Genomic DNA, 26,077 nt, shown 5'->3' with positions numbered 1-26,077 from the left:
CTTTGACCATGGTATTCGTCGTCCACGCCGGCGAGCTGGAAATCAAGTCTGCCGTGTTGGCGGCTTCTCTACGCAAACGCTTTGGCTTTTCCATGGATATCATTGCCGCATGTCCATCGGGAAAGGCTGACTGGGGTGTGCCAAGCGATGCATCCCGGCGCTTATATGAGCGTTTGGGCATTCCTCTTTTGCCTATGGATAGTCCTTTCGGGCCAGCGTATCCAATAGGCAACAAGTTCGCGGCGTTGGCGCTGGGGCCGGCTGTTGGGCATACGTTGTTTCTCGACAGTGACATGATCTGTGTCGATGCATTCGAAGCTGACATGCTTTGTCGTTTCGATGCGGCACTCAAACCTGCCGATATGGCATTGGTGGCAAAACAGAACGATTACTGGGAACGCATATACGCCCATGCGGGATCGGCATTGCCTGGAGATCGGGTAGTGACCACTTGTTCCGGGGAAGCGATGCCTGCGTACTATAACGCTGGCTTTATCCTGGTACGTGATGCCAGGCGTTTCGCCGAAGTCTGGTACAGGCTCGCCGAGCGCGTCCATGCGGATCCGCTGATCACCAACAAGATGCCCTGGCTGGACCAGCTGACGCTACCCGTCGCTCTGCACGCGTTGAACTACAAGACGAGAGCGCTCAGCGAACGGTTCAATTATCCGCTTCATATCAAGCCGCTATCCGCTGCGTCCCTACCACCCTTCTTCTGCCACTACCATTCTCTCGACACACTTGTCAGCGAGCGTTCGCTATGGGCCGAACTGGACGAACTGGCCAAGCGTTTCCCTGAGCTGCGCGAAGTGCTTGCGCTGGATGCCAACTGGAAGAAGGCGATCCTGGTTCCTGCACCTCGGCTGGCTTTTTCGGAAGGTGATTCCACCGGCACTGTCGAGGCCGGACAGGACCTGGTGATCACCGGGATTCCCCGGAGCGGAACCAGCCATCTATGCCGTCTGCTCTCCCAGCAGCCCGACACCGTGGTGCTCAATGAACCTCCTCAGGTATTCGAAGCGCTGAAACTCTCGCCTCTTCCTTGGGGACTGCCACGCTACTACGCAGAGTTACGTCGCGACATCCTGGCGGGCAGGCCCGTGCCGAACAAGCATGTGAATGGCCGCCTGGTCGACGACACTGCCAGGGGCAACGATCAGTCCAGCGACTATTTCGCTGAGGTGCGGGGGGCTTCGTTTCACCTGGGAACGAAGAACACGCTTGCCTATATCGCCCGGCTGGCCCTGATTCGCAAGGTCATGCCGACGGCGTTGCTGATCGCAACCATCCGTCATCCCTACGACACCCTGAACTCCTGGGCGAACACCTTCGAGCACCTGCGCCAGGCTGCCGTCGAACGCCAGCCGTTCGGATGTCCCGATGACCTGGCCCTCACGGGATGGCAGCGCAAGGCACTACTGGCCATTGCCGATACCGACCACCTAGCTGTCCGGCGTGCTCTGTGGTGGCGTTACCTGGCACTGCAACTGGAGGACGCCGGGGATTACGTCCAGTTGTTGCGCTACGAGGATTTCGTCGAGGCGCCGCAAACGACCTTGGCCGCTCTGCGAAACAACCGCCCCTTGCCTTTCGACGAGCCTGCGGTGTGGAGCAAGGGGCTGGCGCCGGACGAGCAGGAGCTGGTTGCCAACATAGTCTGCGACGTTGCCGAGCGATTCCACTACGTCTTGTAGAACCGGGAGAACCCTTATGCCGGATATCAGTTTAATCATGAATTTCCATGCGGAAGACGTGCTGGCGCATTGGAGCCTGCTGGGTTTTCAACGCATGCGTGAATTTGCGTCGCACCATGGGGTTTCCGTGCAGTTGGTGGCGGTGCTCGACCGCGCCTCGCAAACGACTCGGCGAATCGTCAGGCAGCATCCGATCCTGCGCGAGGGCGACAAGGTCCTTCAGGTCGAGCATGGCGATCTCGGGCTTTCCCGGAACGCCGGGATCGATAGCGCGGATGCGTCCACGGTGGGGGTGTTGGATGGCGACGACTACTGCTCGGCGAACTGGTTGGTCGAAGCCCTGCAGGTGGTATCCGAGAAGGGCAATGGCGTCGTGGTCCATCCCGAGTACACGGTGAGCCATGGAGCCTGCCATTTGCTGGGGCGTTCGGTAGATCAACTGAGCGAAGACTATCCCGTGGAAAGTTGCTTCAAGCATCACCCATGGGTTTCCGTTGCCGTAGCCGAGAAAGCCGTATTCCAGGAGCTTCCATACCTGGAGACCCGAGTCGGGAAATCCGGCTTCGGTTATGAAGATTGGCATTGGAATCTCGAGGTGATTGCGTCCGGTCGGAAGCACACCCTGGCTAGCGGCACCTGCCTGTTCTATCGCCGCAAGGAAGCATCGATGCTGGCCGCCATGGGCGCGCTGAACGCAGTGGTTCGCCCCGGACGATTCTTCGATGGACGGTGTTTCGATCACTATCCGGCTTCTCCGGGGCCGGGGAGGCACATGCCTGCCGCGGCAGCCCCGCATCGATGAGCCGAGCATCCAGCACTTCTACCAAGTGGAACTTTCCTGATGAGCCTGAACGGCAGACTGAAAGCTCGTGCGGCCAGCTTCGCTCGCACAGCCTATCCACCTATTCTTGGATCGTTGCGGCGGGTGCTCTCCGAGCGCCAACTACAACGCTTCATACTGGTCTGCGACCGTTTGAAGGGCTGGTTGCTCAAGGAGGCAGTCGTCGTACCGTCACCCTCTCCGATGGCGCTGCCGCCATGGATAGTCGACGAAATGAAGGCGTTGGCCCGGATCGAGCCTGCCCTGTATCCCTCGGCGGCGAAGCTGCGCGTTTTCACTTCCTGGAAGGCCCCGATAGATAACGGACCGGCGCAACTGTACCGGGGATGTCTGGCGGACTTCATCGAATATGCGCCGGATATGGTCTTCCTCGTCCCGCATTTGCAGCGTGGTGGCGCTGACCTGGGAATCCTGCATCATGTGCGGTTATGCGCCGAGATGGGCGTGAAGGTGACGGTAGTGGTCACGCGGGATGTGGTGTCTCCCTGGCTCAACCGGCTTCCGGCGGAGGTTCGGGTGGTGGAGTTCGGACGCCTGGGCAATCTGCTCGGCGAGGAGGACCGGCGCCTGGTACTGCTGCGCCTTTTGCTGCAATGTCCTGCCAGGAGTATCCACATCATCAACTCGCAACTGGCCTGGGAACTGCTCGAGCGGCATGGCAAGACGTTGACGTTCGAGGGTAAGCGGATTTACGCCAGCGTCTTTTGCGACGACCTGGACGGCAATGCGGTTCGCTGCGGCTATGCCAGCGAGTTCCTCCCACGGTCCTGGATGCACCTGGCGGGCCTGCTTTCGGATAACCGGACCTTCCTCCAACAGATTCACGAGCGGGACGGCATTCCGCCGGAGCTCATGCATGGGCTCTACTTTCCCGCCAGCGACCATGCAGAGGCGATTCCGACCGCAGGCTCGACGATTCTTTGGGCCAGCCGTATCTCGCCGCAGAAAAGGCCGGACCTGCTCTACGAGATTGCCCTGGCGCTTCCCGAATACCTGTTCGAAGTCCACGGCGAGGTCGATCCTGCTTGCAGGGGAGAAACCCAGAGGAAGCTGCGACGCCTGCCGAATGTCAGGCTTCATGGGCGTTACGACTCCTTCCAGGCCCTGGCTCGGCAGGGGCGATATGCGATGTTGCTGTATACCTCTCGCTATGACGGCTTGCCGAACATCCTGCTCGAAGCCACTGCTGCAGGGCTGCCCATAGTCGCCCCCGACGTCGGGGGTATCGCTGAGTTCCTGAATACCGAAACGGGCTATCTGGTCGGCGCTGACGCCGATGCCGGCGAGTTCGCAAGGGCAATCAGGAGTGCGCTGGGCAATCCCGGGGAGACGGCGAGACGGGTGAAACGCGCCCGCGAGTTGCTGACGCGACGTCATGGCTGGGCCGCATTCAGGGATGCGGCCAGGAACATACCCGGCTACCTGCCTGGGGGCGTGCGGCCTGAGCAAGAGGTCTCCATGGAAACCGAACCGGTGTCCAGGTGAAGGGCGTGAGGTCGGCCCATTTTCTGCAGCGCTTGATATTTTCCCTACCGCCTGCTTTTCGTTCGTGGCTGGGAGAGAAGGGAAGGCACCTGGTCCATCTTGTCCTCGATATCGGTTCGGCCTCGGCGCTCCGGCAGGATTCCGGGCACGCCACTCCGTGGGATCCGCAAAAGCCCCTGCTGAGCGTGGTCATTCCCTGCTTCAACCATGGGAGGTATTTGAGGCGCGCGCTTGATAGCCTGGCTCGGCAGAGCTTCCAGGACTTCGAGATCATTCTGGTCGACGATGGTTCTGATGACCCTTCGACCCTGAGCCTCCTCGAGGCTCTCCAGGAGCCCGGCATGACGATCCTGCGCCAGCCCAATCGTGGGCCATCCGCCGCGCGGAATGCCGGTGTGGCGCGGGCGAGGGGGCGTTATATCTGCTGCCTGGATGCGGATGACTGGCTGGCGTCCACCTATTTGGAAAAGTGCCTGGTCTTGCTGGAGGGAAACTCTGGCGTCCGCCTGGCGTACAGCTGGGTCCAGGTGGTGGGAGAGGAGCATCGGCTGCATCGTTCCGCCGGCTTTCATCCCGGACTGTTGCGTTACTTCAATCCGTTCTGTGTCTCCGCGATCTTTCATCGCGATAACTGGCTGGCGGTAGGCGGTTTCGACGAAGCCAGGGAGGCACAGTTCGAGGATTGGGATTTCTGGATCGCCCTGGTCGGATGTGGGGTGCGAGGCAGGCTGATCAGGGAACCCCTGTTGTTCTATCACCGCCAGGTCGGCTCCAGACTGGAGACCGGCAAACGTCATGCCTTGAGTTCTTACAAGCGCATGCGGACTCGCCATCCTCGCTTCTATCGAGGGAGTCCATTTCTTCGAGCGCAGCGGCAAGGCTATTACGACTGCTGGGCATATCCTCCTCTGCTCAACCTCTCCCGCGCCGACCAATACAACGCCGTCATATCCGATGCGGTAGCCGTGGTGGCCGACGCGCCGCTCACCGAGGACTGGAACGCATGGCGTCGACAATTCGATGAGCTGCCAGCGTCCTCGACGGTTTTCGTCATTGCCGGTGGGTGCCGAAAACTCCCGGGCTGGCTGCTGGAGAGGGCGAGCGCCATCTACTGGCTGGACGACCTGCTGCACGAGCGGCAATGGTCGGCTTTCATCGATAACTTCAGGCGGACCCGCGGAATCTCCAAGGTGTTTTCCGTGGGCAGGACGGCGTGGTGAAGGTTCTTTCGCGAGGTCCCGTCGCCGATGCCGTGCCGTTGCTGTCCATCCTCACGGCCTGCGATTGCAGCGTGGAGGAACTCGAACGAATCGCCGCATTTCTCGAGACGCAGACGCTGAAACGCTGGCGCTGGCTTCATTGCCCAGGAGTGGACAGTGACTGTCTGCCGGTAGAGGGGATGGCGGTACTGTACTTGCCGCGAGCACCGGCAGCCCTGAGGGCGACTGCTCTGGAAGAGGCGATCTGGTTCCTGCTGTCCCGACCGACCCTGCCGTGGGTCGAACTTCGCGAAGATGCGCGCCGCGGCGACCTCTTCGTCAGTCGCAGGTCGTTGCCCGAGGGCCGTATTGGCGCAAGGCTGAACGGGCGCAGGCAGCCTTGCTCGCCGGCCATGCTGGCGCCGGGGGGCTTGCCTAAGGCACCGGGAAAGCGCCTGTTGCTGCTGGCGCCCTGGCTTGAGCCAGGCGGAGCGGATCGTTGCAATCTGGATATGCTTCGAGCCTTGGCCCGGGAGGGCTGGATGCTGACGGTGGTCGCCAGCCTGGCGGCCGAGCATAGGTGGCGGGATCGTTTTACCGCGCTCACTGCGGATGTCTGGGTGCTCCCGGACTTTCTGGCTGTCGAGAAAGCTTGCGGCTTCCTTGCTTATCTGGTGGACAGTCGACAACCCGACCTGATGCTGCTTTCCAACTCTGCATTCGCCTATGACGTGCTGGGGTACGTCCGGACCCGCTACCCGGGCCTGCCCGTGGTCGACCTCAATCATATGGAGGAGGGCTGGGACGATGGCGGCCATCCGGGTAGAGCCGCGCGATGCACTGCCTTGCTGGACAGGCACTGGGTCGTATCCGGGCACCTGCGCCACTGGCTGCTCGACCGTGGCGTCGAGGCGAGCAAGGTCGAGGTGTTGCACTGGTTCGCCGATGTGGACTCGTGGAAACCCGACAGCCTGACGCGCGCGAAGGTCCGGGCGCGCCTGGGAATAGCTCCGCAGTGCGTAGTGATCGCCTATGCGGGGCGGCTCTGCGCGCAGAAGCGACCGGAGCTGTTTGCCGCCAGCCTTGGCGAGTTGGCGCGCCGTGGTAGTGGTTTCGTCGCGTTGGTACTGGGCGATGGCGAGCTGGCAGGGGAGCTGCGGAACGACCTCCGGCGCCATGGCTTGGCCGGGCGGGTACGGATGCTGGGCTGGCAGGACGAGGCTGCGTTGCGCGAGTTGTTCCAGGCCTCCGATATATTTTTCCTGCCATCGGCCGGCGAAGGTATCGCACTGGTTCTCTACGAGGCGATGGCGTGCGGAATGGCCATAGTCGCAGCCGATGTCGGCGGTCACGCAGAACTGGTCTCTGCCCACTGCGGCTTCCTTGTTCCGCGGCGCGATGCCGAACGAGAGGCCAGGGATTACGCCGCTAGGCTCGAGAGCCTCATGCGCGAACCGGAAATGCTGAGGCGGATGGGGCAGAACTCCGCACGCCGCATCCGCGAAGCATTCACCTTGTCTCTTTTCGAGCGGCGTTTGCGGGAGTTGCTGGAACGCGTGCCGGTTTCGACTCCATGCGGCGTTTGCACGGATAGTCCGGTGCCTGCCCTGGGGGCGGCCAGGCTTTCCATGCAATGGGCGTCCTACCGACTGGCAAACGGATTGCGCTGCCGGCTGGATATCCAGAAGCACGGCCGTTTTTCAAGATTCCTGGAGCGATGCGCGAAGGGGGTGTTCTTCTTGCGCACATTCGGGGCGAAGGCGCTTTGGCAAAAGATCAGGAAGCACTGAATGAATAGGGAGGTTTCATCCATGACGCCCAGGGTGGTGGTGATTCTCGGCATGCATCGCTCCGGTACGAGCGTACTTTCCGCCGGACTCGAGGCGCTCGGGGTCGAGTTTGGCGAGAATCTGATCCCACCCAGGCCGGACAACCCCAAGGGATACTGGGAAGATGCCCGCCTGGTGGCTTTCAATGACAGAGTCCTGGCCCTGTGCGGGTTTTCGTCGGGCGACGTCGGGTTGTCCAGTCGCCGGGTGCTGGGCGTCGAGCGATTCGAAGAGATCGTCCAGCAGGCCATGGCGCTTTTGACTGAGCTACTGGCAGGCAAGGCGCTGCTGGGTATCAAGGATCCGCGTATGCCGCGTCTGATGCCGATCTGGCAAGCCGCGTTCGATGCATTGGGGCTATGGGTCGACTATGTCATTGCGGCTCGCCATCCTCTTAGTGTCGCGGAGTCTCTTGCTGCCCGTGACCACTTGAGTCGGGAAAAGAGCCTGATGCTCTGGTACGAACACTCCTGTCGCTCGATGCAGTGGGCGCTCCACAAGGGGGCCGTGGTGGTCGACTACGATCGATTGCTGGCTCTGCCGCGACAGGAACTGGGCCGTATTGGCCATCGACTTTCCTTGCCGGTGGACGAGTCGGCTTGTGCCCGCTTCGTCGGTGATGTCCTGGATGTCGCATTGCGTCACTCATCCCATGATGCGAGCGCGTTGGCTGCCGCAGCGGGAAGCTTTCAGGCGCTGCTCGAGGTGCATGAGGCACTGCAGCAGCTTGCCGTGGACCGGTTCGACATCGAAGGGTGGAAGGGCCTGGAGCGGGAATTCAGCAGAGCGATGCCGTTGCTGGAGTACGTGGGGGAGCTGGACAGGCAACTCTGGCAATCGGCTTCGTCCCACAACGAGAGCATGACGCGGTTCAGCGAGCAGGTGGCTGACCTGGCCATGAGCTGTACCGCACAGAGGCAACTGAACGATGGACTGAGAGATCGCTTGCTTGAGGCCGGTGCTCGGGACGAACAGAACGAACGAGCCATGCGGGAACTTTCTCGGCGATTGTCGGCGTGTCGCGAAGAGCTTGCTTCCGCTCAGCGCACTCTCGCCGAAACGGACAACTTGCTACGGCGCACGCAGATAGATCGCGATGATACTCACGCCCGTTTGATGGCTATATTGGACAGTCGCTTCTGGCGTTTCACGAAACCCTTGCGAAACCTGTCCCGTCTGTTCGGCAGCGAGACGGGGTGTCCCTGAGCGCAAGCTGGAAGTGGGGCTGCGGACGGTTCGTGCCTCCAGGCCCAGTCATCTTGTCAGGCTGGCTGGTTCGTCTCCAGGTAGGAAATGATTCGCTTCACCGCCAGGTCGGGGTCTTCTGAAAGTGTATCGATCGTTATGTTCGGCTGTGCGGGCGTTTCGTAGATCGAGTCGATCCCGGTGAAGTTTTCGATCTTGCCCGAGCGTGCTTTCCTGTACAGGCCTTTGGGATCTCTTCTCTCGCATTCCGAGAGCGGCGTATCGACAAAGACCTCAATGAAATGCTCGATGCCGATAAGTTCCCGAGAGAGGTTCCTGTCTCGCGAAAATGGCGAGATGGTTGCCACGATCACGATAAGGCCGGCTTTCAGCAGGATCTTTGCCACTTCCGCGATTCTTCGAATGTTCTCGGTGCGATCTTCGTCGCTGTAGCCAAGGTTTCGGCACAGGCCAAGGCGCAGATCGTCGCCGTCCAGGAGAAACGTATGTTTCTTCTGTTCGAAAAGCGCTAGTTCCAGGGCATTCGCAATAGTGGATTTTCCAGCGCCACTCAACCCGGTCAGCCAGACGACCGCTGGGCGTTGGTGCTTGAGCGCACTGCGTGTCTCGTTATCGATCGATCGTTTTCCATGTTCACGAGGGTTCATCGCTGTTTCTGCCTGGAGGATTGGTTAACTGCATGGGAAGGGGGGCCTCCCGAAGTTGGACTTGGATTCCGTTGGGGGCCGGTACTTCTTCTAATGCGCGGTCAGGGCGTGTTTGTGCAGTTAGTTAAGTTAACGTTGCGCCAAATAAGTGCGTATAAGAAATTTCTTTATTTTCAGTAGGATGTTCTTTCCCTTAGGTATTTAAGCAAGTGGCTGGTTTCACTTGTCTTCCAGCCATGGCCGTGCAGTGTTCGGTCGCGAGGGTGCTGTTGGAGACCGAGAAAGCAGGGGAACTCATCCAGTGTTTTCCGGGGCGCAGAGTTGGTCGATGGCATGGCGCAGCTTCGACCGGAACTCACCGAGGTGACTTCCCGATCGGACGAGCCGAGAAAATAGTACCTCTGTGCTATTCGAGCTTCTTCGCCGCGACGCTATAGTCCCGCCCTTGATCCCCGCGTTTCGCGGAAACCGGTTGTGCAGGACGCACGCGACTTGGAAGGAACCATGACTCGGCAATCCGCACTCGCCACCGGCCCGGAGGCCAGCGATTGGTGGCGCTTCGGCAGCGGCGACGAGCCGGCGCGCAAATTGTTCTTCGCCGGTGGGCGTTCGCTTGCGGCGTCGAGAAAACCTGCCGCCGCACCGCGCGGAATGGCCGTGGCCGAGCAGGCGAACCGCGCGCAAGCGTCCGGGCAGGACGCCGCGCCGGGCCTGCGAACCTTCGACCTGCTGCCTGGCAACCCGCCGAAGAACCCCTAGACACGGAGTCAACCCATGCGCCGGATATTCATCGCGCCGTTACTGGCGTCGCTTTCCCTGGGCGGCTGTATCCAGATGGACACGCTGCCCGAGGTCTACGCCCGCAGCCAGTGGAAGGGCCGTTCCGCCGAGGAAGCGATAGCCTTCTTCGGTACGCCGCAGAACATGGAGCGCACCGCTGACGGCTCGCAGGTGGTGATGCAGTGGTACACCGACACCAGCTATTCCCGCTATGAAGTGGTGGGCTCCAGCTCGGAGATGCAGGGCAACGTGATGGTGAACACCAACTACTGGGATACCGTCAACCACCCCAATCGCTGCATCATTTCCGTCACCGTCGACAAGAGCAAGCGGATCACCCAGTTCGAGGCCGACGACGGCGAGTTGCTGCTGTCCCACGGCTGCGCTGGCATCAAGTACGGCCCGCCGTAGGCCTGAGCTCCTCGACCTGCCTTGTCTCAGGAAGCGTGGCTGGCGGCCACCGGGCGCTCGCGCAGGGCGCGCAGGGTGGCGCGCAATTCCGTGGGGCGCACGGGCTTGGAGAGCAGGGCGATGTCGGTGTCTTCGACGCTGGCCTGGATACGCTCGATGTCGTGGCCGCTGATCACCAGCGCCGGTATCGCCTCTCCGCGTTGCCGCCGTACCCGCTCGATGCACTCGACGCCGGAGGCGTGGGGGCCGAGGTCGTAGTCGACGACGAGGATGTCGCAATCGGTTCGCCAGCCGTCCGCCTCGGTTTCCGCCTGGACCGTGCAGCCCCAGCGTTCGAGCAACGCCGAGGTGGCGCGCAGGACGTTGCGATCATCTTCCACCAGGCACACCCGCAAGCCGGTGAGCAGGCCGGCCTGCAGGGGATCGTCGCGGCGGGGCAGGGCTTGCGCGGCGACCGCCGGCAGGCCGTGCAGGGTCACCGCGGTGCCGCGTCCGACCCGCGAGCGCAGCGTCACCTCGATCCCGGTCAACTGCCCCAGGCGGCGGACGATGGACAGCCCCAGGCCGATTCCCTCGACGTCGCGGTCGCGCGTCTCGCGTACCCGGTAGAACTCCTCGAACACCCGCGGCAGGTGTTCCTCCGCGATCCCCCGGCCCTGGTCGTAGATGGCTACGGCCAGGCCGTCGCCTCGCCGCCGCACGCCGATCAGCAGCGGGCGCTCGGCGGCGTACTTGAAGCTGTTGGAGAGCAGGTTCTGCAGCATGGTCGACAGCAGCCCCGGATCGGTTCGCGTCCACAGGCGGCAAGGGCGCAGGCGCAGTTCCACCCCGGCCCAGCGCGCCGCTTCGGCGTTGCGCCGGACCAGGTCGCGCAGCAACTCGCCCAGGTGGACGTTCTCCTGCTTGGGTTGGAGCCGACCGTTGTCGAGGGTGTAGAGATCGAGAATGGAGCGGAACAGTTGCGAGACGTTGAGCAGCGAGCGGTCGATGTTGTCCACCAGGCGCCGTTCCTCGTCGCCCAGGCGGGCGTCGCGCAGGCAGGCGGTGAACAGGCCGATGGAGTGGATCGGCTGGCGCAGGTCGTGGCTGGCCTGGGCCAGCAGGCGCGATTTCTCCTGGTTCGCCTGCAACGCTTCCTCGGTGGCCTTGCGCGTGCGCTCCAGCAGGAGGTGCGCGTAGAAGGGAATGACGGTACTGGTGGTCATCAGCATCAGCACCATGAACGGCTGAGCCTGCCAGGCCGGGGTCAGTCGATAGATGACCAGTAGCGCGAGCAGCGCCAGGGCGGTGGCGATGGCCAGGTAGCGCGAGCCGTAGCGCATGCCGTTGCCCAGGTTGATCCAGACCATCACCGCGTACAGCGGCAGCGCTGCCTCGCCGCCCACGATCAGGCCGAACGAGGTGCCGGCGTAGTCGTGCAGCATGCAGAAGATCCGCCGCGCCGGGTAGTGCCCCGGCCAGCGCACGATGGCCTGGCGTAGCAGTATGGAGGCGATCAGGAACAGGCCGTAGTAGGCAACGATCGGCAGGTAGGTCTCGACCTTCAGGCCGGGCAGCAGGCCGATCAGCACCACGTAGAGAATCGCGCAGGTGGCCACGATCAGTCGCAGGTTGGCCTGGTCCAGCTCGGTATTCTTCTCGAACTTCATGTGCACCTCCGTGTGCATGGTAGCGCCGCGCGCCTTTTCCTCTGTTTCGCCCCCTTCGTCACGAAGACGGACGAAGGGTGGGCGCGGCGGTAGCGGGCTAAGGTAGCATGCGCGGCGGAAACTGCGACTCCTGGAGACTACAAGAATGACTGGCCGCATCATCGTCGCCGATGATCATCCGCTGTTTCGCGAGGGCATGCTGAGTATCCTCCAGCGCCTGCTGCCCGAGGCCAGGATCGAGGAGGCCGGCGACCTCGCCGGGGTCCTGCGCCTGGCTGGCGAAGGCGAGCAGCCCGATTCGCTGATCCTCGACCTGCGTTTCCCCGGCCTGACCCGCATCGAGATGCTCGCCGACCTGCGCCGCCGGTTCCCGCGCACCACCCTGATCGTCGTCTCGATGGTCGACGACCCGCAGCTCATCGGCGAAGTGATGAACGCAGGGGCCGACGGCTTCCTCGGCAAGAGCATCGCGCCCGAGGAACTCGGCCAGGCGATTCTGGCCATCCGCGCCGGGGAAGTGCTGGTGCGCTACGAACCCTCCGGTCTCCTGCCGCTGCAGCCCAGCCCGCGCCTGGAGGGGCTCACCGAGCGCCAGCTGGATGTCCTGCGCCTGCTGGCCCAGGGCAAGAGCAACAAGGAGATCGGCCGCGCCCTGGACATCTCCCACTACACGGTGCGCATCCATGTGTCGTCGCTGCTGCGGGCACTGGACGTGCCGTCGCGGACCGCGGCGGCGGTGAAGTACCGGGCGCTGCTGGGGCAGGGGGATGCGGAGTAGCACCATGGGCACGCCGCGGATGCGCCGAGGCGCCGGGGCTGTTTTAATGGCGCACTCTCCATGGCCAAGGAAACGGACACATGCGTAGCCCGCTTGCCACGATTGCCTGCGCCTGCCTGCTGCTCGGCGGCTGCTCCAAGTCCGCCGAGGACAGCGCCAACCCATTGCTGGGCAAGGATGCCGAGTGCCTAGAACTGTTCGCCCGCAGCAATGCGCTGTACTGCGACATCCGCGAGGACGAACGCGAATCCCAGGCGAACGGTACGCCGCGCCGGCACACCGACTACGAGGTAGCCGATGCCGCCTACCTGCTCAAGGCCACCGGGGAGCGCTGCGCGATCGATACGACCTATGTCACGGAGTGTTCGGCGAAGGCCGGGCAGTGGCTGCAGAAGGCCCGCGCCAAGGCGGCGAAGCCCTAGTCGCAGCGCCCGCGCTCAGCGCAGGCGCGTCGCCAGCTCCGCCAGTTCGCCGCGCAGCCAGAGGCTGCCGGCTTCGTCGTCGGCCTGGCGCGACCAGTAGAGATTCAGAGTCACCGCTGGCAGGGCCAGCGGCATCGGCAGCAGGCGGTTGCCCAGGCCGCGGTTGATCAGTTCGGCGTAGCCTCGGGTCAGGGTCAGCAGGTAGCCGCCCTGGGCCACCAGCAACGCCGCCGACAGGTAGTGCTGGCAGCGCTGGCGCACCTGGCGGGTCAGGCCGAGGTGGCCGAGGGCCAGGTCTTCGATGCAGATGCCGCGTCGCCGCGAGGTCACCGCGACATGGTCCGCCGCCAGGTACTCCTCCGCACTCAGGTCGCCGGCGAAGCCCGGCCCGGCCATCACGCACAGGCTGTCGTCGAGCAGGTGCTGGCGGCGCAGGGCGGCGTCGGTGGGCCGGGCGATCTCGATGGCGAGGTCGATGCGTCCGGCGCCCAGTTCCGCCTTCAGGTCCGCCCAGTGCAGGCTGTTGCAGCGTATCTCGATGCGTGGCGCGGCCTGGCGCAGGTGGGCGAGGATCGCCGGGAGCACCAGCGGCTCCAGTTGCTCCGGCATGTTCAGTTGGAAGGTCCGCGCGCCGCGCCGAGGGTCGAACGTCTGGCAGCGATTCATGCTGCGGTGCAGGCCGGCGAGGGCGTCATGGATGCCCGGCGCCAGTCGCTCGGCCAGCGGCGTCGGCGCAACCCCGCGCCCCTGGCGGACGAACAGCGGGTCGCCGAGCTGGTCGCGCAGGCGCGCCAGGGCGTGGCTGACGGCCGACTGGCTGAGATGCAGGAGGCCCGCCGCGCGGGTCAGGTTGCGTTCTCGATAGACCACTTCGAAGACCCGGAACAGGTTCAGATCGAAACGGCTGAGGGGCGACCATTCATGTGGCTGATTCATGTTTGCGCGCGCCTGTCTGGGGAAGGCGCCAGCCTAGCAGGCATGCTCGCCGATAGAACCATGCATAGGCTTCATGGATGTCGATGAATAAGCCTCAGTTCTGCCGCTTCCTTCGGCTGCCTAAGATGCCTGCGACGATGACCAACGCGCCGCCGGGCCAGCTCCTTTCGCCGGCCGCCTGACCCGCTCCCCGGAGAACCTGCCGTGACCGCTCCCTTCAACGCCTTGCTGATCGCCAACCGCGGCGAGATCGCCATTCGCATCGCCCGCGCCTGCGCCGACCTGGGTATCCGCTCGGTGGCGGTGTTCGCGGAAGACGATGCCGCGTCCCTGCACGTGCGCAAGGCCGATGTCGCGCTGCCGCTGGCCGGCCGTGGCGTGGCGGCCTATCTCGACATGGATCGGCTGGTCGCGCTGGCCCTGGAGCAGGGCTGCGAGGCGATCCATCCGGGCTACGGTTTCCTCGCCGAGAACGGCGAATTCGCCCGTCGCTGTCAGCGCGCGGGCATCCACTTCGTCGGGCCGCAAGCGGAAGTGCTCGACCTGTTCGGCGACAAGGCTGCCGCGCGCGCCCTGGCCGAGCGCCTGGAGGTGCCGCTGGTGGCCGGGATCAACCGTGCGGTCAGCGTCGAAGAGGCCGAGGCGTTCCTGGAAGGGCTGGGCGATGGCGCCGCGGTGATGCTCAAGGCCCTTGCCGGCGGCGGCGGACGTGGCATGCGCGCGGTGGAGGAGGTTGCGCAACTGGCCGATGCCTACCGCCGCTGCCGTGCCGAGGCGCAGGCGGCGTTCGGCCGGGACGAGTTATACGTCGAGCAACGGGTAGCGCGGGCGCGGCACATCGAGGTGCAGGTGCTCGGCGACGGCAGCGGTGCGGTCAGCCACCTCTGGGAGCGCGATTGCAGCCTGCAACGGCGCCAGCAGAAACTGCTGGAGATCGCCCCCAGCCCGGACCTGCCGGAGGCCACCCGCGAGGCGCTGATCGATTGCGCCCTGCGCATGGCCGGCGCGGTGCGCTATCGGGGGATCGGTACCTTCGAGTTCCTGGTCGACGAGGAGCGCCCCGGGCGCTTCTATTTCATGGAAGCCAATCCGCGCATCCAGGTGGAGCACACCGTCACCGAGGAAGTCACCGGGGTCGACCTGCTGCACGCCCAGTTGCGTCTCGCCGCCGGCATGGAGCTTGCCGCCCTCGGCCTGGAGCGACCGCCGGCGATCGGCGGCTGCGCGGTGCAACTGCGGATCAACCTGGAGACCCTGGCGGCCGACGGCAGCGCCCGTCCGGCGGTGGGCACTATCGGCGCCTACGAACCGCCCAGCGGTCCCGGCCTGCGGGTGGACGGCTACGGCTATGCCGGCTATCGGGTCAGCCCCAGCTACGATTCGCTGCTGGCCAAGCTCGTCGTGCGCGGTGCGGATTATCCCGCCGCGTTGCGCCGGGCCTATCGGGCGCTCTGCGAATTCCGCCTGGAGGGCGTGGCGAGCAACCTGGATCTGCTGCGCAACCTTCTGCTGCATCCGACGGTACAGGCCAACCGGGTCGACACCCGCTTCGTCGAAAGCCACCTGGAGACACTGCTGGCGCCTATCCCGGCGAGCCATCCGCGGCTCCGCGCCGAGTGCCCGCTCGCCGAGGACGCCGCGCCTGCGCGGGTCGAGGCGCCACTCGGCAGCCTGCCTCTGCCTGCGCCGAGCAGCGGGGTGCTGGTGGCCCTGGAAGTGGCCGAGGGCGAACGGGTGCGTGCCGGCCAGCGGGTCGCGATCCTGGAAGCGATGAAGATGGAATTCGAGGTCAAGGCACCCGGCGGCGGTATCGTCCGGCGGCTCGCGGCGAGCCTCGGGGAGCTTCTGGAGGAGGGCGCGACGCTGCTGTTCCTCGAACCGACGGAGGATGACGACGAGCAGGCACCGACCGAACAGGCGCTGGACCTGGCGCATATCCGCGCCGATCTCGCCGAGGTACTCGAGCGCCAGGCAGCGTTGGGCGACGAGCGTCGTCCGCAGGCGCTGGCCAGGCGGCGCAAGACCGGACAGCGTACCGCGCGGGAGAACGTGCTCGACCTGCTGGACGAGGGCAGCTTCAGCGAATATGGCGGTTTCGCCCTGGCCGCCCAGCGTCGCCGGCGCTCCGCCGAGGAGTTGCTGGAGCTGAGCCCCGCCGATGGCCTGGTCGCCGGCACCGGTACGGTGGGGGCCGCCAGCTTCGGCGTGCAGGCCGCGCGTTGCCTGGTACTGGCCTACGACTACACGGTGTTCGCCGGCACCCAGGGGGTGATGAACCACAAGAAGACCGACCGCCTGCTCGGCCTGGCCGAACAGTGGCGCTTGCCGCTGGTGCTGTTCGCCGAGGGCGGCGGCGGGCGCCCGGGCGATACCGATTTCGTCGGCGTCGCCGGCCTCGATTGCCATACCTTCGTCGGCATGGCCCGGCTCTCCGGGCTGGTGCCGCTGGTGGGAGTGGTCTCCGGTCGCTGCTTCGCCGGCAATGCCGCGTTGCTGGGCTGCTGCGATGTGATCATCGCCACCCGCGACGCCACCATCGGCATGGCCGGCCCGGCGATGATCGAGGGCGGCGGCCTGGGCCGTTTCGCCGCCGAGGAGGTCGGTCCGACGGGCGTGCAGGGGCCCAACGGAGTGATCGACGTACTGGTGGAGGACGAGGCCGAAGCGGTCGCGGTGGCCAGGCGCTATCTCGGCTATTTCCAGGGCCCGCTGCCCGACTGGAGTTGCGCCGACCAGCGCGAGTTGCGCCACCTGGTGCCGGAGAACCGCCTGCGTGCCTACGACATCCGCCAGGCGATCGAGGTCCTGGCCGACCGGGGCAGCGTGCTGGAACTGCGGCGCCAGTTCGCTCCCGGCCTGGTCACCGCGCTGCTGCGCATCGAGGGCCGGGCGTTCGGCCTGATCGCCAACAACCCTGGCCATCTCGGCGGCGCCATCGATGCCGCGGCTGGCGACAAGGCCGCGCGCTTCATGCAGTTGTGCGACGCCTTCGACATCCCGATCGTCTCGCTCTGCGACACCCCTGGCTTCATGGTCGGCCCGGAGGCGGAAAAACAGGCCACGGTGCGCCACGTCTCGCGGATGTTCGTCAGCGCCGCCAGCCTGACGGTGCCGTTCTTCACCGTGGTCCTGCGCAAGGGCTACGGACTGGGAGCCCAGGCCATGGCGGCGGGCAGCTTCCATTCGCCGCTGTTCACCGTCGCCTGGCCCAGCGGCGAGTTCGGCGCCATGGGCCTGGAAGGCGCGGTGCGGCTGGGCTTCGCCAAGGAGCTGGCGGCCGAGGAAGATCCCCAGCGGCGCGAGGCGCTGTTCCGCGGCATGGTGGACAAGGCCTACCGCAACGGCAAGGCGCTGAACATGGCCAGCTACCTGGAGATCGACGCGGTGATCGACCCGGCGGAGACCCGCGCCTGGCTCCTGCGCGGCCTGGCCGTCGCCGGAGAACCGGCGCCGAGGGCGGGGCGCAAGCGGCCGTTCGTGGATACCTGGTAGATGGTCGACCCGCAGTGCCCTGGCGCCTCAGGACGACGGCGGCGTCGCCTGAACCTGCGCGGCGACCGCCGCCTTGTCGATCACCGACCAGACGCCGGCGATGCGCTCGTCTTCGAATTCGTAGAAGACGTTCTCGGCGAAGCGTACCCGCTGGCCGTTGACCGGGATGCCGAACAGCCGGCCGCTGGGTGTGCAGTCGAAGTGCAGGCGGCAGGCGACGCCCGGCGGATCGACGAGCAGGCGTTCGATCTCGAAGCGCAGGTCGGGGATTGCCAGGAAGTCGCCTTCGAGCATCCGCAGGTAGCCGTCGAGTCCGATCTGCACGTCGTTGTAGCGCACCCGGTCATGGACGAAGTCGCCCAGGCGCGCCCAGTCCTGGCGGTTCAGGCAGTCGATGTAGGCGCGGTAGCGCTCGGCGAGTCGGTCACGGGTCATGCGGGTCTCCTTCGAGCTGTCCGGGCGGCATGAGCCAGACCCTAGCAAACCCGCGAGACGCCGTCAGTCGCTAGGCTTCAGCCCAGGCGCATGGACAGCTCGACATCCTCGGCGAAGGGCGTCGACAGGTAGCCGTTGGCCGGCGAGCGGACATGGGCCAGGTACTCGGGACTATGCTCGGCGTTGTCGGCGATCACCAGCGCGCCGGGGCGCAGGCGGCTTTCCAGCAGGGCGAGGACCTCCGGGTAGAGCGCCTTGGCGCCGTCCAGCAGGACCAGGTCGATGCTGTCCGGCAGGTCCTTGGCGAGGGTTTGCAGGGCGTCGCCCTCGCGCAGTTCCACCAGGTCGAGCAGCCCCCCAGCGGCCAGGTTGCGCCGTGCCCGCTCGGCCTTGGAGGGTTCGAACTCGCTGCCGATCAGGCGGCCACCGCCGTTGTCCCGCAGCGCCGCGGCGAGGTGCAGGGTGGACAGGCCGAAGGACGTGCCGAACTCGACGATGCTGCGCGCCGAGCTGCTGCGCGCCAGCATGTAGAGCAGGCTGCCGGTTTCGCGGGAGACGGGCAGCGCCAGGTCCTTCAGGCGGCCGTAGAACTCGCGGTATTCGGTCTTGCTGCCCATGAGGCGCTTCAGCTCGGCCTCCGAGAGGTCGGCGAGGGCGGGACTGTCGCCCGGTGCGCTGGCTTCGGCTTCGGCGAACAGGCGTTGCAGGAGATCGGCGAGCGGGGCGTTGGTGAGGGTATTCATGGATGGCTCCGGGAATGTTTGAGCGCGTAAGTGCGTGGACCTAGAATGCGATGGATTCATCGCATTCCGCCATTCGCATTCCGGAGCCTTCCATGAGCGACAAGCGAAACCCGCGTATTTCCTCGCGCAAGCAGCCGCAGCAGGCCCGTTCCAGCGAACTGGTGGCGAGCATCCTGGAGGCGGCTGTTCAGGTTCTGGCCAGCGAAGGCGCGCAACGTTTCACCACCGCGCGGGTGGCGGAGCGCGCCGGGGTGAGCATCGGTTCGCTGTACCAGTATTTTCCGAACAAGGCGGCGATCCTCTTCCGCCTGCAAAGCGACGAGTGGCGGCGCACCACGCGTCTGCTCGGCGAGATCCTCGAGGACACCACCCGGCCGCCGCTGGCGCGCTTGCGCCGGCTGGTGCTGGCATTCGTGCGCTCGGAGTGCGAAGAGGCGGCGATACGCGTGGCGCTGAGCGACGCGGCGCCGCTGTATCGCGACGCCGACGAGGCGCGGGAGGTGAAGGCGGAGGGCGCGCGGGTGTTCCAGGCATTTCTCCGGGAGGCCTTGCCGGAGGTCGCCGAGGCCGAGCGCAGCCTGGCCGGCGACTTGCTCACCACCACCCTCGGCGCGGTCGGCAAGCAGTTCTCCGAACAGCCGCGCAGCGAGGCGGAGATCGAGCGTTACGCTGAGGCCCTGGCCGATATGCTCTGCGCCTATCTCGCCGCCCTTGACGAGCGCTGAGGTGCCGGGTGGCCGGAGCAAAACCGTCGCTTGGCCCAGCGGCCCAGGTACGCGGCTGGCGCGTTCGTAGGCTTGGCGGAGCAGGCGTTTATCGGCGGAAGCGACCGGCGTCTGCCGGTCGCGGGAGGGATCAGGCTTCGGCGATGCCGGTGACGACGATGCCGAAGCGGCGCAGCAGCAGTTCCGCCGGCTCGTCGCTTTCCAGCTTGCCGGTGCTGTAGTGGCCCGGCTTGAGGTTGGCCTCGGCCCATTCCAGCAGGTGCTCGGCGACCTCTTCGGGGCTCGGCTTGTGGGGGAACGGCAGGACTTGGCGCTCGGTGGCTTCGTCCTTGCTGTAGGTGATTGCCCAATCGCTCATGGGTAGGCTCCTTGTTTTCGCTGAGTTGGCAGGCCGGCAGGGCCCGAAGGGTAGACCGGCGCAGTCGCGCAAGGGTTGCCCTGGCGCGATGGGCGGTCCGCGTCCGACTGTCGGCCGAGGGCGGAAAACACTTATGATTCAGCCACATGCTTTGTCTGGACCGGTCCCCGATGCTGTCTGCCGTACGGCGCTACAAGTCGATGCTCTCCAGCGCCCTGGCGCGTTGTTTCCCGCGTACCACCGCCTACCTGCAGGCCGAGCGCGAGGCTCGCGAAGCCTTGTTGCAGCCGGCCAAGGCCCGCTCCAGGAAGAACGCCGCGAAGGCTCCGGCCAAGGCCGCCGGCAAGCCTGCGAAGGGCGCCGTTCGGGGGACCCCGCGCAAGCCCGCTGCCGCCTCGCGGCGCGCGCCGCAGGGAATCTATCCGGCTGCCGCACTGAAGGTCGACGAATCCCAGGAGCGCGCCATGCGCGAGCAGGTGGCGCAGGCCGTGACGCTCGGTGTGGTCAGCCCGCCGTCCGAGGAACAGTGGGCGATGATCCTCTGCCGCCAGCCGCTGGCGCGGATCTTCGCCGGTGCCGGCTCGGGCAAGTCGACCACCCTGGTCCTGCGGGTGGTGTTCATGCTCTGCCACCTGGGCGTCGAGCCGCAGCGGCTGACAGTGATTTCCTTCACCAACGCCTCCTGTGCGCAGTTGCGTGAACAATTGCTGCGGCTGCTCGCGCACTGGCAGTACCCGTTCGACGCGGCCCAGGCGCGGCAGTGCGTGCGCACTTTCCATTCGGCGCTCGGCAGCCTGGCCCGCGAGGTGCTCGGCAATCCGCGCTGGTTCGAACAACTGGACGACCGCGACCCCGCCGCCGAGCCGGACAACCCCCTTGCCGCCGGACGCCTGCGTCCGGCCCAGCAGCGCCTGCTGAAGCAGGCCTACCAGCAGTGCTACGCGGAAAGCCCGGCGTTCCGCGCCAAGACCCACAAGCTGCTGGAACTGCCGCCGCCGGCGGAGCCGGAAGAGGGCGCGCGGCGGCAGCCGAAGGCGCCGCTGGAGCCGTTCAAGCTGGCCGGCGAGTTCCAGGCGCTGCCGCTGTACGAAGCCTTCCATGCCCAGGCCGGGTTCGCCGAGAGCCTGGGCCTGCGCGTCGAACGCCTGGACAGCGGCAAGCTGGAATGCGGGTTGCGCGAGAAGATCTTCGTCGAAGCCATGGCACTGTTCTGGGCGAGGTTCCAGGCGCTGTTGCGCGAGGAGGGCCTGATGACCTTCGACGCCGCGTTCCAGCAGCTCGGCGAGCGGATGGCCGGCGGGGCCCTGGCGGAAACGGCGCTGGCGCCGTTCACCCATCTGCTGATCGACGAGTTCCAGGATGTCTCGCCGCAGATCGTCCTCTGGCTACAGGCGTTGCACCGTCGCCTGGCGACCCAGGGCACCGCGCCGAGCCTGATGGCCATCGGCGACGACTGGCAGTCGATCTACGGCTGGCGCGGCAGTTCGCCGGAGCTGTTCATCGACTTCGACCGGCACTTCCCCTCGCGTGGGCGGGGACGCAAGAGCGCGCTGCTGGTGCTGGAAACCAACTACCGCTCCGTCGAACCGATCATTCGCGACGGCGAGAAGGTGCTGGCCGGGGTGCGTTTCAAGCAGGACAAGACCTGCCGCGCGTTCCGCCCGATCCAGCCGGGCGACCATGGCGTGAAGCTGGTGCAGCGTTTCGACCTGCGTGCGCAACTGCCGAAGCTACTGGCGGAAATCCGCGCCCAGTGCGAGCACGCCGCCGCTCGCGAGAGCAGCGAGCGCACCGCGGTGCTGTTGCTGAGCCGGCGCAACGAGCCGTTGCAGGCGATCCAGGCGGAGTTGGATCGCGCGCTGCCGGTGAAGGGCATGACCATCCATCGCGCCAAGGGCCTCCAGGCCGAAGTGGCGATCGTCGTCGACGACTGCCTGCCGGGCGAGAAGCATCCGTTGCGCAACGCGCTGTACGCGGCATCGGGCTTCTTCCGCAACAGTTACGACCAGGCCATGGAGGACGAAAGCCTGCGCCTGGCCTACGTGGCGATCACCCGTGGCGTCAGCCGGGTGCTCTGGTACACGCGCAAGGCGCAGGGCGCCACGGCCCTGTTGGCCCGACGCTGAGGACGACTGTCTCGGCGGGCTACGCCTGGCGCTGCATCCAGGCGCTGAATGCGCGCAGGCGCTCGATGAACACCGCCGGGTCGGTGACCTGGCCGTCCAGCACGGCCTTGAAATATTCCAGGGCCGGCGCCTGTCCGGGGTACCGCGCGCGAAACAGCGCCAGGTAATGCTCCAGGGTCTCCGGCCAGACGCTCTCCGTCTCCCCGCGAAGGATGTCGCTGGAGCGGATCAGCTTCTTCGCCGCTTCCCGTTGCAGGCGGCGGCGCTTCTCCTCCGAGGACGCGCTTTCCAGGCGTCGCGCATAGTCTTCCAGCACCTGCGCATAGTCGCCGTTGAGGGCCAGGGCGATGGCTTTCGCCGGACGCAAGGGCGGCAGGGCGCTGGCCAGGTCTTCGCCCCACAGGCAGCGGCAGCGGTGCTTGAGCCAATAGCCCCAGCTATCGCGGTTGGCCGGATCGCGGGCCTGGTCCAGGTGGCCGATATCGAAATCGATCTTGCTGACTTCCGGGTGGCGCGCCTGCAATGCCAGGCGCGCGGTTTCCAGTTGCGCGGCCAGTTCGGGGCTGGGCGGGTCGCGCAGGACCAGGGTCAGGTCGAGGTCGGAGCGCCCCGTGATGGCCTCGCCGCGGGCGACGCTGCCGTACAGGTAGACGCTGTGCACGGCCCGCTCGAACGGAGGCCGGGCCAGGGTTCGGCGCAGGTCGTCGAGCAGGGGGCGAAAGGCCGCCTGCGGTTCGACGCGTGGCGGCAGGGGAATGAAGCCATCGGGCATGTCCATGCCGACAGCCTAGCGGCACGCCGCCCGCGCGTCGATCAGCCTGCGTTGCGGAACAGCAGCGCCTTGAGGCCCGCCGCGGGGTCGACATCGGGGAACTCCGGCGGATTCTCCAGGCGTTCGACGAAGTGCAGCGACGGCGCCTCGCGGGCGGTTTCCTCGAGGAGGAAGTCGGGGCCGATGGCCGGGTCGTTGATACAGGCCAGCAGGGTGCCGCCGGGCACCAGCAGTTCCGGCAGGCGGCGGAGAATCCTGCGGTAGTCCTGGGTCAGGACGAAGCTGCCTTTCTGGAAGCTCGGCGGATCGACGATCACCAGGTCGTACGGGCCGAGCTTGCGCAGCTTGCCCCAGGACTTGAACAGTTCGTGGCCGAGGAAGCTCACCCGGCCGAGGTCGTGGCCGTTCAGGCGGTGATTGTCGCGGCCGCGGTTGAGCGGGCCGCGGGCCATGTCCAGGTTGACCACCTGGCTGGCGCCGCCGGCAATGGCCGCCACCGAGAAGCCGCAGGTGTAGGCGAACAGGTTGAGCACGCGGCGGCCGGCGGCCTGCTCCTGCACCCAGCGGCGGCCCAGGCGCATGTCGAGGAATAGCCCGGTGTTCTGGTTGCGTCCCAGGTCGAGGCGGAAGCGCAGTCCGTTTTCCACGATGTCCCAGGTTTCCAGCGGCTCGCCCGACAGCCATTCGCAGGCGCTGTCTGGGCGGTAGCGGTGCTGCAGGACCAGATGCCGGCCTTGGCTCGCAGCCCAGGCCGGCGCCGTGGTCAGTTGCCCCAGGGTCCGACGCAAGGCCTGCAGTTCCTCCGGCTGCGGCTCCTTGAACAGAGTCACCAGCAGGACGCCCTGCAGCCAGTCCGCGGTCAATTGTTCCAGGCCCGGCCAGCAGCGGCCGCGACCATGGAACAGACGGCGGGTCTCCGCCGGCGCCGGGGACAGCGCGGCGAGCAGGTGTTGGAGGAGGGTATCGAGGGCTTCGCGATTCATGGCGGTTCGGCGTTGAAAAAGGGGCGGATTCTACCCGTTGCGTGACGGACAGTCCGCCCCTTCGCTTCAATCGGGCGTCGCGGGCGCAGGCGCGGCGCTGGCCGGGCCGCCATCCTGGATCATCAGCAGGCTCTGTGGCGAGGACAGCGCGATGCCTTCGCTGCGCAAGCGGTCGAGGATGGTGAAGAGCAGGTCGCTGCGCGCGCCGGCCACCGAACGCGGGCTGTTGACGAAGCCGCTGGCGTTGAGCACCAGGCCGTTGCTGGCGAGATCCTTGAACGTCACCGAGGGCGCCGGTGCGTCGAGGATCGCCGGGTGTTCGGCGAAGGCCTGCAGGAGCAGTTCGCGGACCTTCATCGCGTCGGTGTCCAGCGGCAGGGTCAGGTTCACCCCGACCACCCCGAGGGCATTGCCCATGGTCACGTTGCGCACGGTCTGGGAGATGAACTGCGAGTTCGGCACGATCACCGTGGAGCGGTCGCCCATCTGGATCTCGGTGGCGCGCACGTTGATCCGCCGGATATCGCCCTCGACCCCGCCCAGGCTGACCCAGTCGCCGACCTTCACCGGCCGCTCGGTCAGCAGGATCAGGCCGGAAATGAAGTTCTGCACGATGGCCTGCAGGCCGAAGCCGATGCCTACCGAGAGGGCGCTGACCACCCAGGTCAGGCTGGTCAGGTTGATGCGCAGGGTGGACATCACCAGCATCGCCAGGAGCACGAAGCCGAGGTAGCCGACCAGGGTCACCAGCGAGGCGCGCATGCCGGCGTCCATGTTGGTTTCCGGCAGCAACCGCTCGCTCAGCCAGCGCTTGACGATGCGCAGGGCGAACAGGCCGCCGACGAACAGCAGCAGGGCGACCAGGATGTCCTGCGGGACGATGTTCAGGTTGCCCAGGGTCTTGCTGCTTTCGCCCAGTTGGGCGAAGCCCTGCAGCAGTTCGCTGGGGCTCGAGCCGACCGGAAGGAAGGCCAGCAGCAGCGCGGTGAGCAGCAGCAGGGTGCGGCCGACCCCGGCCAGCACCGTGCTGGCCTGGGCCTGGTGGCGCGGCGACAGGCCGAGCGCATTGGCCAGCGCCAGGCCGCTGGGATGCTTGGGCGAGAGCAGGGTTTCGCAGATGTCGCCGAAGAAAGCGATCAGCAGGTAGGTGGTGGCCGCGATCACGCTGATCCACAGCAGCTTGCCGGTGAGGAAGTAGGCCAGCGACAGGTAGCCGGTGAACAGGGCGAGGAGGATCGCTGCGATCCATACCGAGGCGACGAAGGGGATCAGCCCGGCGATCCCGCCTGGCCGCTCCAGGTCGTGCTTGCGCCGCACATGGTGGTAGCGCAGCAGGGCGGCGGCGAAGATCAGCGCGGTGACCAGCGCGGTCAGGCCGTTGAGGGCGACGGTCAGGGCCAGGCTGGTGCCGGTGACGCTGTTGATCCGTTCCTCGGTGGCCACCAGCATCAGCGCCACCGCGAGGATCGCCGGGAACGGGCCGAGGGCGCTGGCGATCCTGTCCGGGATCGCCGGCAGCCGCCAGGATGGTCGCGGCAGCATCAGCAGGGCGCGGCCGAGGCCGGCGATGAAGGCGCAGAAGGTCGCCAGGCTCACCAGTTGATCGGTCAGGCTGGCCATGTCGGGGCTCAGGCTGGCGTTGCTTTCCAGGCCCCAGCGCATCAGCGACACCGCGCCGACGATGGTCAGGATGGTCGCCAGCCCGACCGCCAGGGCCAGGGCGCTGCGCCGCAGGCGGCCTTCCGGCAGCCAGCGGATCATCGCCCAGGTAAGCATGCGCTCCAGCAGGCGGCGGCCGAAGCTCCAGACCAGCACGGTGGCCAGCAGGGTTCCGGCGAAGGCCCAGCGGTGTCCGGGCGCGATGGCGCTGTCGAAGGCGACCAGGGCCTCCGCCTTCAGCTTGTCCAGCCGGCGCAGGTCGTCGTCGGTGGGACGGATCAGGGTCGACCAGAAGCTTGGGCTGAACGGTGTCGCCGCGCGGCTGCTGATCTGCGAGTTGAACAGGCTGCGGCGCAGGTTGACGATCTGTGCCGCCAGGTCGCGGGACGACTGGCCGAGCTGGGTGGCCTGGCGTTCGTCATCGAGCAGGGCGTTCTTCTGCCGGGTCAGGGCCTGGCGCTGGGCGGCGAGGCTTTCCGCCTCGTCGGGCTGCGGCGGGCCGATCACTTTCAACTGATCGTCGAGCCGCTCGATGTCGGCCACCCGTAGCGCGAGCAGGGCGTCGGCCTGACGCTGGACTTGCAGCGCGCTCTGGCGCAACTCGGCGAGGAGGTCGTCGCTGGCGTCGGCGGTAACGCGCTGGCGGATCAGGTCGAGTTGCGCGTTGAGCTGGTCGAGGCTGGCGTCCTCGGCCAGGGCGGGCGGCGCTTCCAGGTCGACGGCCGCCTGCGGAGCCGGCCTGGCGGCCCAGGCCTCGCTGCCCAGGCTCAGGAGCAGGCCCAGGGCCATGGCGAACTGGCAGAGCAACATATGCAGGCTGGCGCGCCTCATCGAATCCCCCTTTCGATCCTGACTGGCTCAAGCAGTATGGACCGGCGCGGGCGCCGAGTAATTCCCCGCGTCGATA

21 protein-coding genes and 1 pseudogene are annotated in these 26,077 nt (G+C 66.1%); 13 read left to right on the top strand and 9 right to left on the bottom strand.

Translation table 11 applies throughout. The features are described 5' to 3' along the window. The first annotated feature begins 137 nt into the window (after window positions 1-137). From JHD77_RS06620 to JHD77_RS06595, 6 genes and pseudogenes are all read left to right on the top strand, one after another. Window positions 138-1,694 carry a sulfotransferase gene (locus JHD77_RS06620; RefSeq protein ID WP_191519462.1) on the top strand — a complete coding sequence of 519 codons (1,557 nt, stop codon included), beginning with the start codon at window positions 138-140 and terminating at the stop codon, window positions 1,692-1,694. 16 nt (window positions 1,695-1,710) lie between these two features. After that, window positions 1,711-2,436 (top strand): annotated as a pseudogene (locus tag JHD77_RS06615) (glycosyltransferase); the annotation flags it as partial. A gap of 99 nt (window positions 2,437-2,535) precedes the next feature. Beyond that, window positions 2,536-4,020, top strand: coding sequence for a glycosyltransferase family 4 protein (locus JHD77_RS06610; protein WP_074198317.1), 1,485 nt, complete (start codon window positions 2,536-2,538; stop codon window positions 4,018-4,020). 5 nt (window positions 4,021-4,025) lie between these two features. Then, entirely contained in the window at window positions 4,026-5,240 is a 1,215-nt protein-coding gene (locus tag JHD77_RS06605; RefSeq protein WP_170869669.1) for a glycosyltransferase family 2 protein, read from the top strand. Beyond that, a complete protein-coding gene (locus JHD77_RS32840; protein WP_031689928.1) occupies window positions 5,237-7,009 on the top strand; it encodes a glycosyltransferase family 4 protein in 1,773 nt (590 codons plus the stop codon). Before JHD77_RS06605 ends, JHD77_RS32840 begins: the two co-directional genes overlap by 4 nt. Before the next feature lie 21 nt (window positions 7,010-7,030). Next, window positions 7,031-8,254, top strand: a complete 1,224-nt coding sequence (locus tag JHD77_RS06595; RefSeq protein WP_023131210.1) for a sulfotransferase family protein — start codon at window positions 7,031-7,033, stop codon at window positions 8,252-8,254. Window positions 8,255-8,310: 56 nt separating this feature from the next. Here JHD77_RS06595 and cysC read toward each other — a convergent pair whose 3' ends face one another. Further along, window positions 8,311-8,901, bottom strand: a complete 591-nt coding sequence (gene cysC / locus JHD77_RS06590) for an adenylyl-sulfate kinase (protein WP_017002019.1) — start codon at window positions 8,899-8,901, stop codon at window positions 8,311-8,313. A 504-nt stretch (window positions 8,902-9,405) separates the two neighbouring features. Between cysC and JHD77_RS06585 the strand changes: the two genes are divergently transcribed. Both JHD77_RS06585 and JHD77_RS06580 read left to right on the top strand, forming a co-directional pair. Next, complete coding sequence (locus JHD77_RS06585) at window positions 9,406-9,660, top strand: hypothetical protein (protein ID WP_003162339.1); 255 nt, start codon at window positions 9,406-9,408, stop codon at window positions 9,658-9,660. A gap of 15 nt (window positions 9,661-9,675) precedes the next feature. Then, the gene (locus JHD77_RS06580) at window positions 9,676-10,092 is read left to right on the top strand and encodes a hypothetical protein (RefSeq protein ID WP_003082897.1); all 417 of its coding nucleotides are present in this window, start codon (window positions 9,676-9,678) and stop codon (window positions 10,090-10,092) included. Between the two features lie 26 nt (window positions 10,093-10,118). Here JHD77_RS06580 and JHD77_RS06575 read toward each other — a convergent pair whose 3' ends face one another. Beyond that, window positions 10,119-11,741 carry a two-component system sensor histidine kinase gene (locus tag JHD77_RS06575; protein WP_004353773.1) on the bottom strand — a complete coding sequence of 541 codons (1,623 nt, stop codon included), beginning with the start codon at window positions 11,739-11,741 and terminating at the stop codon, window positions 10,119-10,121. A 145-nt stretch (window positions 11,742-11,886) separates the two neighbouring features. On the opposite strand from JHD77_RS06575, the gene JHD77_RS06570 reads away from it, so the two are divergent. Continuing rightward, window positions 11,887-12,519, top strand: a complete 633-nt coding sequence (locus JHD77_RS06570) for a response regulator (RefSeq protein WP_003086978.1) — start codon at window positions 11,887-11,889, stop codon at window positions 12,517-12,519. 80 nt (window positions 12,520-12,599) lie between these two features. Beyond that, entirely contained in the window at window positions 12,600-12,941 is a 342-nt protein-coding gene (locus JHD77_RS06565) for a hypothetical protein (protein ID WP_003082903.1), read from the top strand. 15 nt (window positions 12,942-12,956) lie between these two features. Here the strand turns inward: JHD77_RS06565 and JHD77_RS06560 are convergent, their stop codons facing one another. Then, window positions 12,957-13,877, bottom strand: a complete 921-nt coding sequence (locus tag JHD77_RS06560) for a LysR family transcriptional regulator (protein WP_003158265.1) — start codon at window positions 13,875-13,877, stop codon at window positions 12,957-12,959. Window positions 13,878-14,081: 204 nt separating this feature from the next. Between JHD77_RS06560 and JHD77_RS06555 the strand changes: the two genes are divergently transcribed. Beyond that, the gene (locus JHD77_RS06555) at window positions 14,082-17,369 is read left to right on the top strand and encodes an acetyl-CoA carboxylase family protein (RefSeq protein ID WP_003158266.1); all 3,288 of its coding nucleotides are present in this window, start codon (window positions 14,082-14,084) and stop codon (window positions 17,367-17,369) included. A 27-nt stretch (window positions 17,370-17,396) separates the two neighbouring features. Here JHD77_RS06555 and JHD77_RS06550 read toward each other — a convergent pair whose 3' ends face one another. Further along, complete coding sequence (locus JHD77_RS06550; protein WP_003118664.1) at window positions 17,397-17,804, bottom strand: ester cyclase; 408 nt, start codon at window positions 17,802-17,804, stop codon at window positions 17,397-17,399. Between the two features lie 77 nt (window positions 17,805-17,881). Continuing rightward, complete coding sequence (locus JHD77_RS06545; protein ID WP_003158267.1) at window positions 17,882-18,547, bottom strand: O-methyltransferase; 666 nt, start codon at window positions 18,545-18,547, stop codon at window positions 17,882-17,884. Between the two features lie 92 nt (window positions 18,548-18,639). Here JHD77_RS06545 and JHD77_RS06540 point away from each other — a divergent pair, with 92 nt between their 5' ends. Then, entirely contained in the window at window positions 18,640-19,272 is a 633-nt protein-coding gene (locus tag JHD77_RS06540; protein WP_003158268.1) for a TetR family transcriptional regulator, read from the top strand. Between the two features lie 130 nt (window positions 19,273-19,402). Here JHD77_RS06540 and JHD77_RS06535 read toward each other — a convergent pair whose 3' ends face one another. Then, a complete protein-coding gene (locus tag JHD77_RS06535) occupies window positions 19,403-19,630 on the bottom strand; it encodes a hypothetical protein (protein WP_003082927.1) in 228 nt (75 codons plus the stop codon). Between the two features lie 170 nt (window positions 19,631-19,800). Between JHD77_RS06535 and JHD77_RS06530 the strand changes: the two genes are divergently transcribed. Continuing rightward, window positions 19,801-21,756, top strand: a complete 1,956-nt coding sequence (locus tag JHD77_RS06530) for a UvrD-helicase domain-containing protein (RefSeq protein ID WP_003105414.1) — start codon at window positions 19,801-19,803, stop codon at window positions 21,754-21,756. Window positions 21,757-21,775: 19 nt separating this feature from the next. Here JHD77_RS06530 and JHD77_RS06525 read toward each other — a convergent pair whose 3' ends face one another. The 3 genes from JHD77_RS06525 to JHD77_RS06515 form a co-directional block, all read right to left on the bottom strand. Next, the gene (locus tag JHD77_RS06525) at window positions 21,776-22,534 is read right to left on the bottom strand and encodes a nucleotidyltransferase domain-containing protein (protein WP_003105415.1); all 759 of its coding nucleotides are present in this window, start codon (window positions 22,532-22,534) and stop codon (window positions 21,776-21,778) included. A 35-nt stretch (window positions 22,535-22,569) separates the two neighbouring features. Beyond that, window positions 22,570-23,511 carry a class I SAM-dependent methyltransferase gene (locus JHD77_RS06520; RefSeq protein WP_003082935.1) on the bottom strand — a complete coding sequence of 314 codons (942 nt, stop codon included), beginning with the start codon at window positions 23,509-23,511 and terminating at the stop codon, window positions 22,570-22,572. Between the two features lie 66 nt (window positions 23,512-23,577). Beyond that, window positions 23,578-26,001 (bottom strand): DUF3772 domain-containing protein, encoded by a 2,424-nt coding sequence (locus JHD77_RS06515; RefSeq protein WP_003105416.1) that lies wholly within the window; start codon window positions 25,999-26,001, stop codon window positions 23,578-23,580. Window positions 26,002-26,077 lie beyond the last annotated feature (76 nt).

Source organism: Pseudomonas sp. P20 (assembly GCF_016463925.1).
Classification (GTDB): domain Bacteria; phylum Pseudomonadota; class Gammaproteobacteria; order Pseudomonadales; family Pseudomonadaceae; genus Pseudomonas; species Pseudomonas aeruginosa.
Note: the sequence above shows the minus strand (reverse complement) of the source record. Positions and strands in the feature narration are given on the sequence as shown.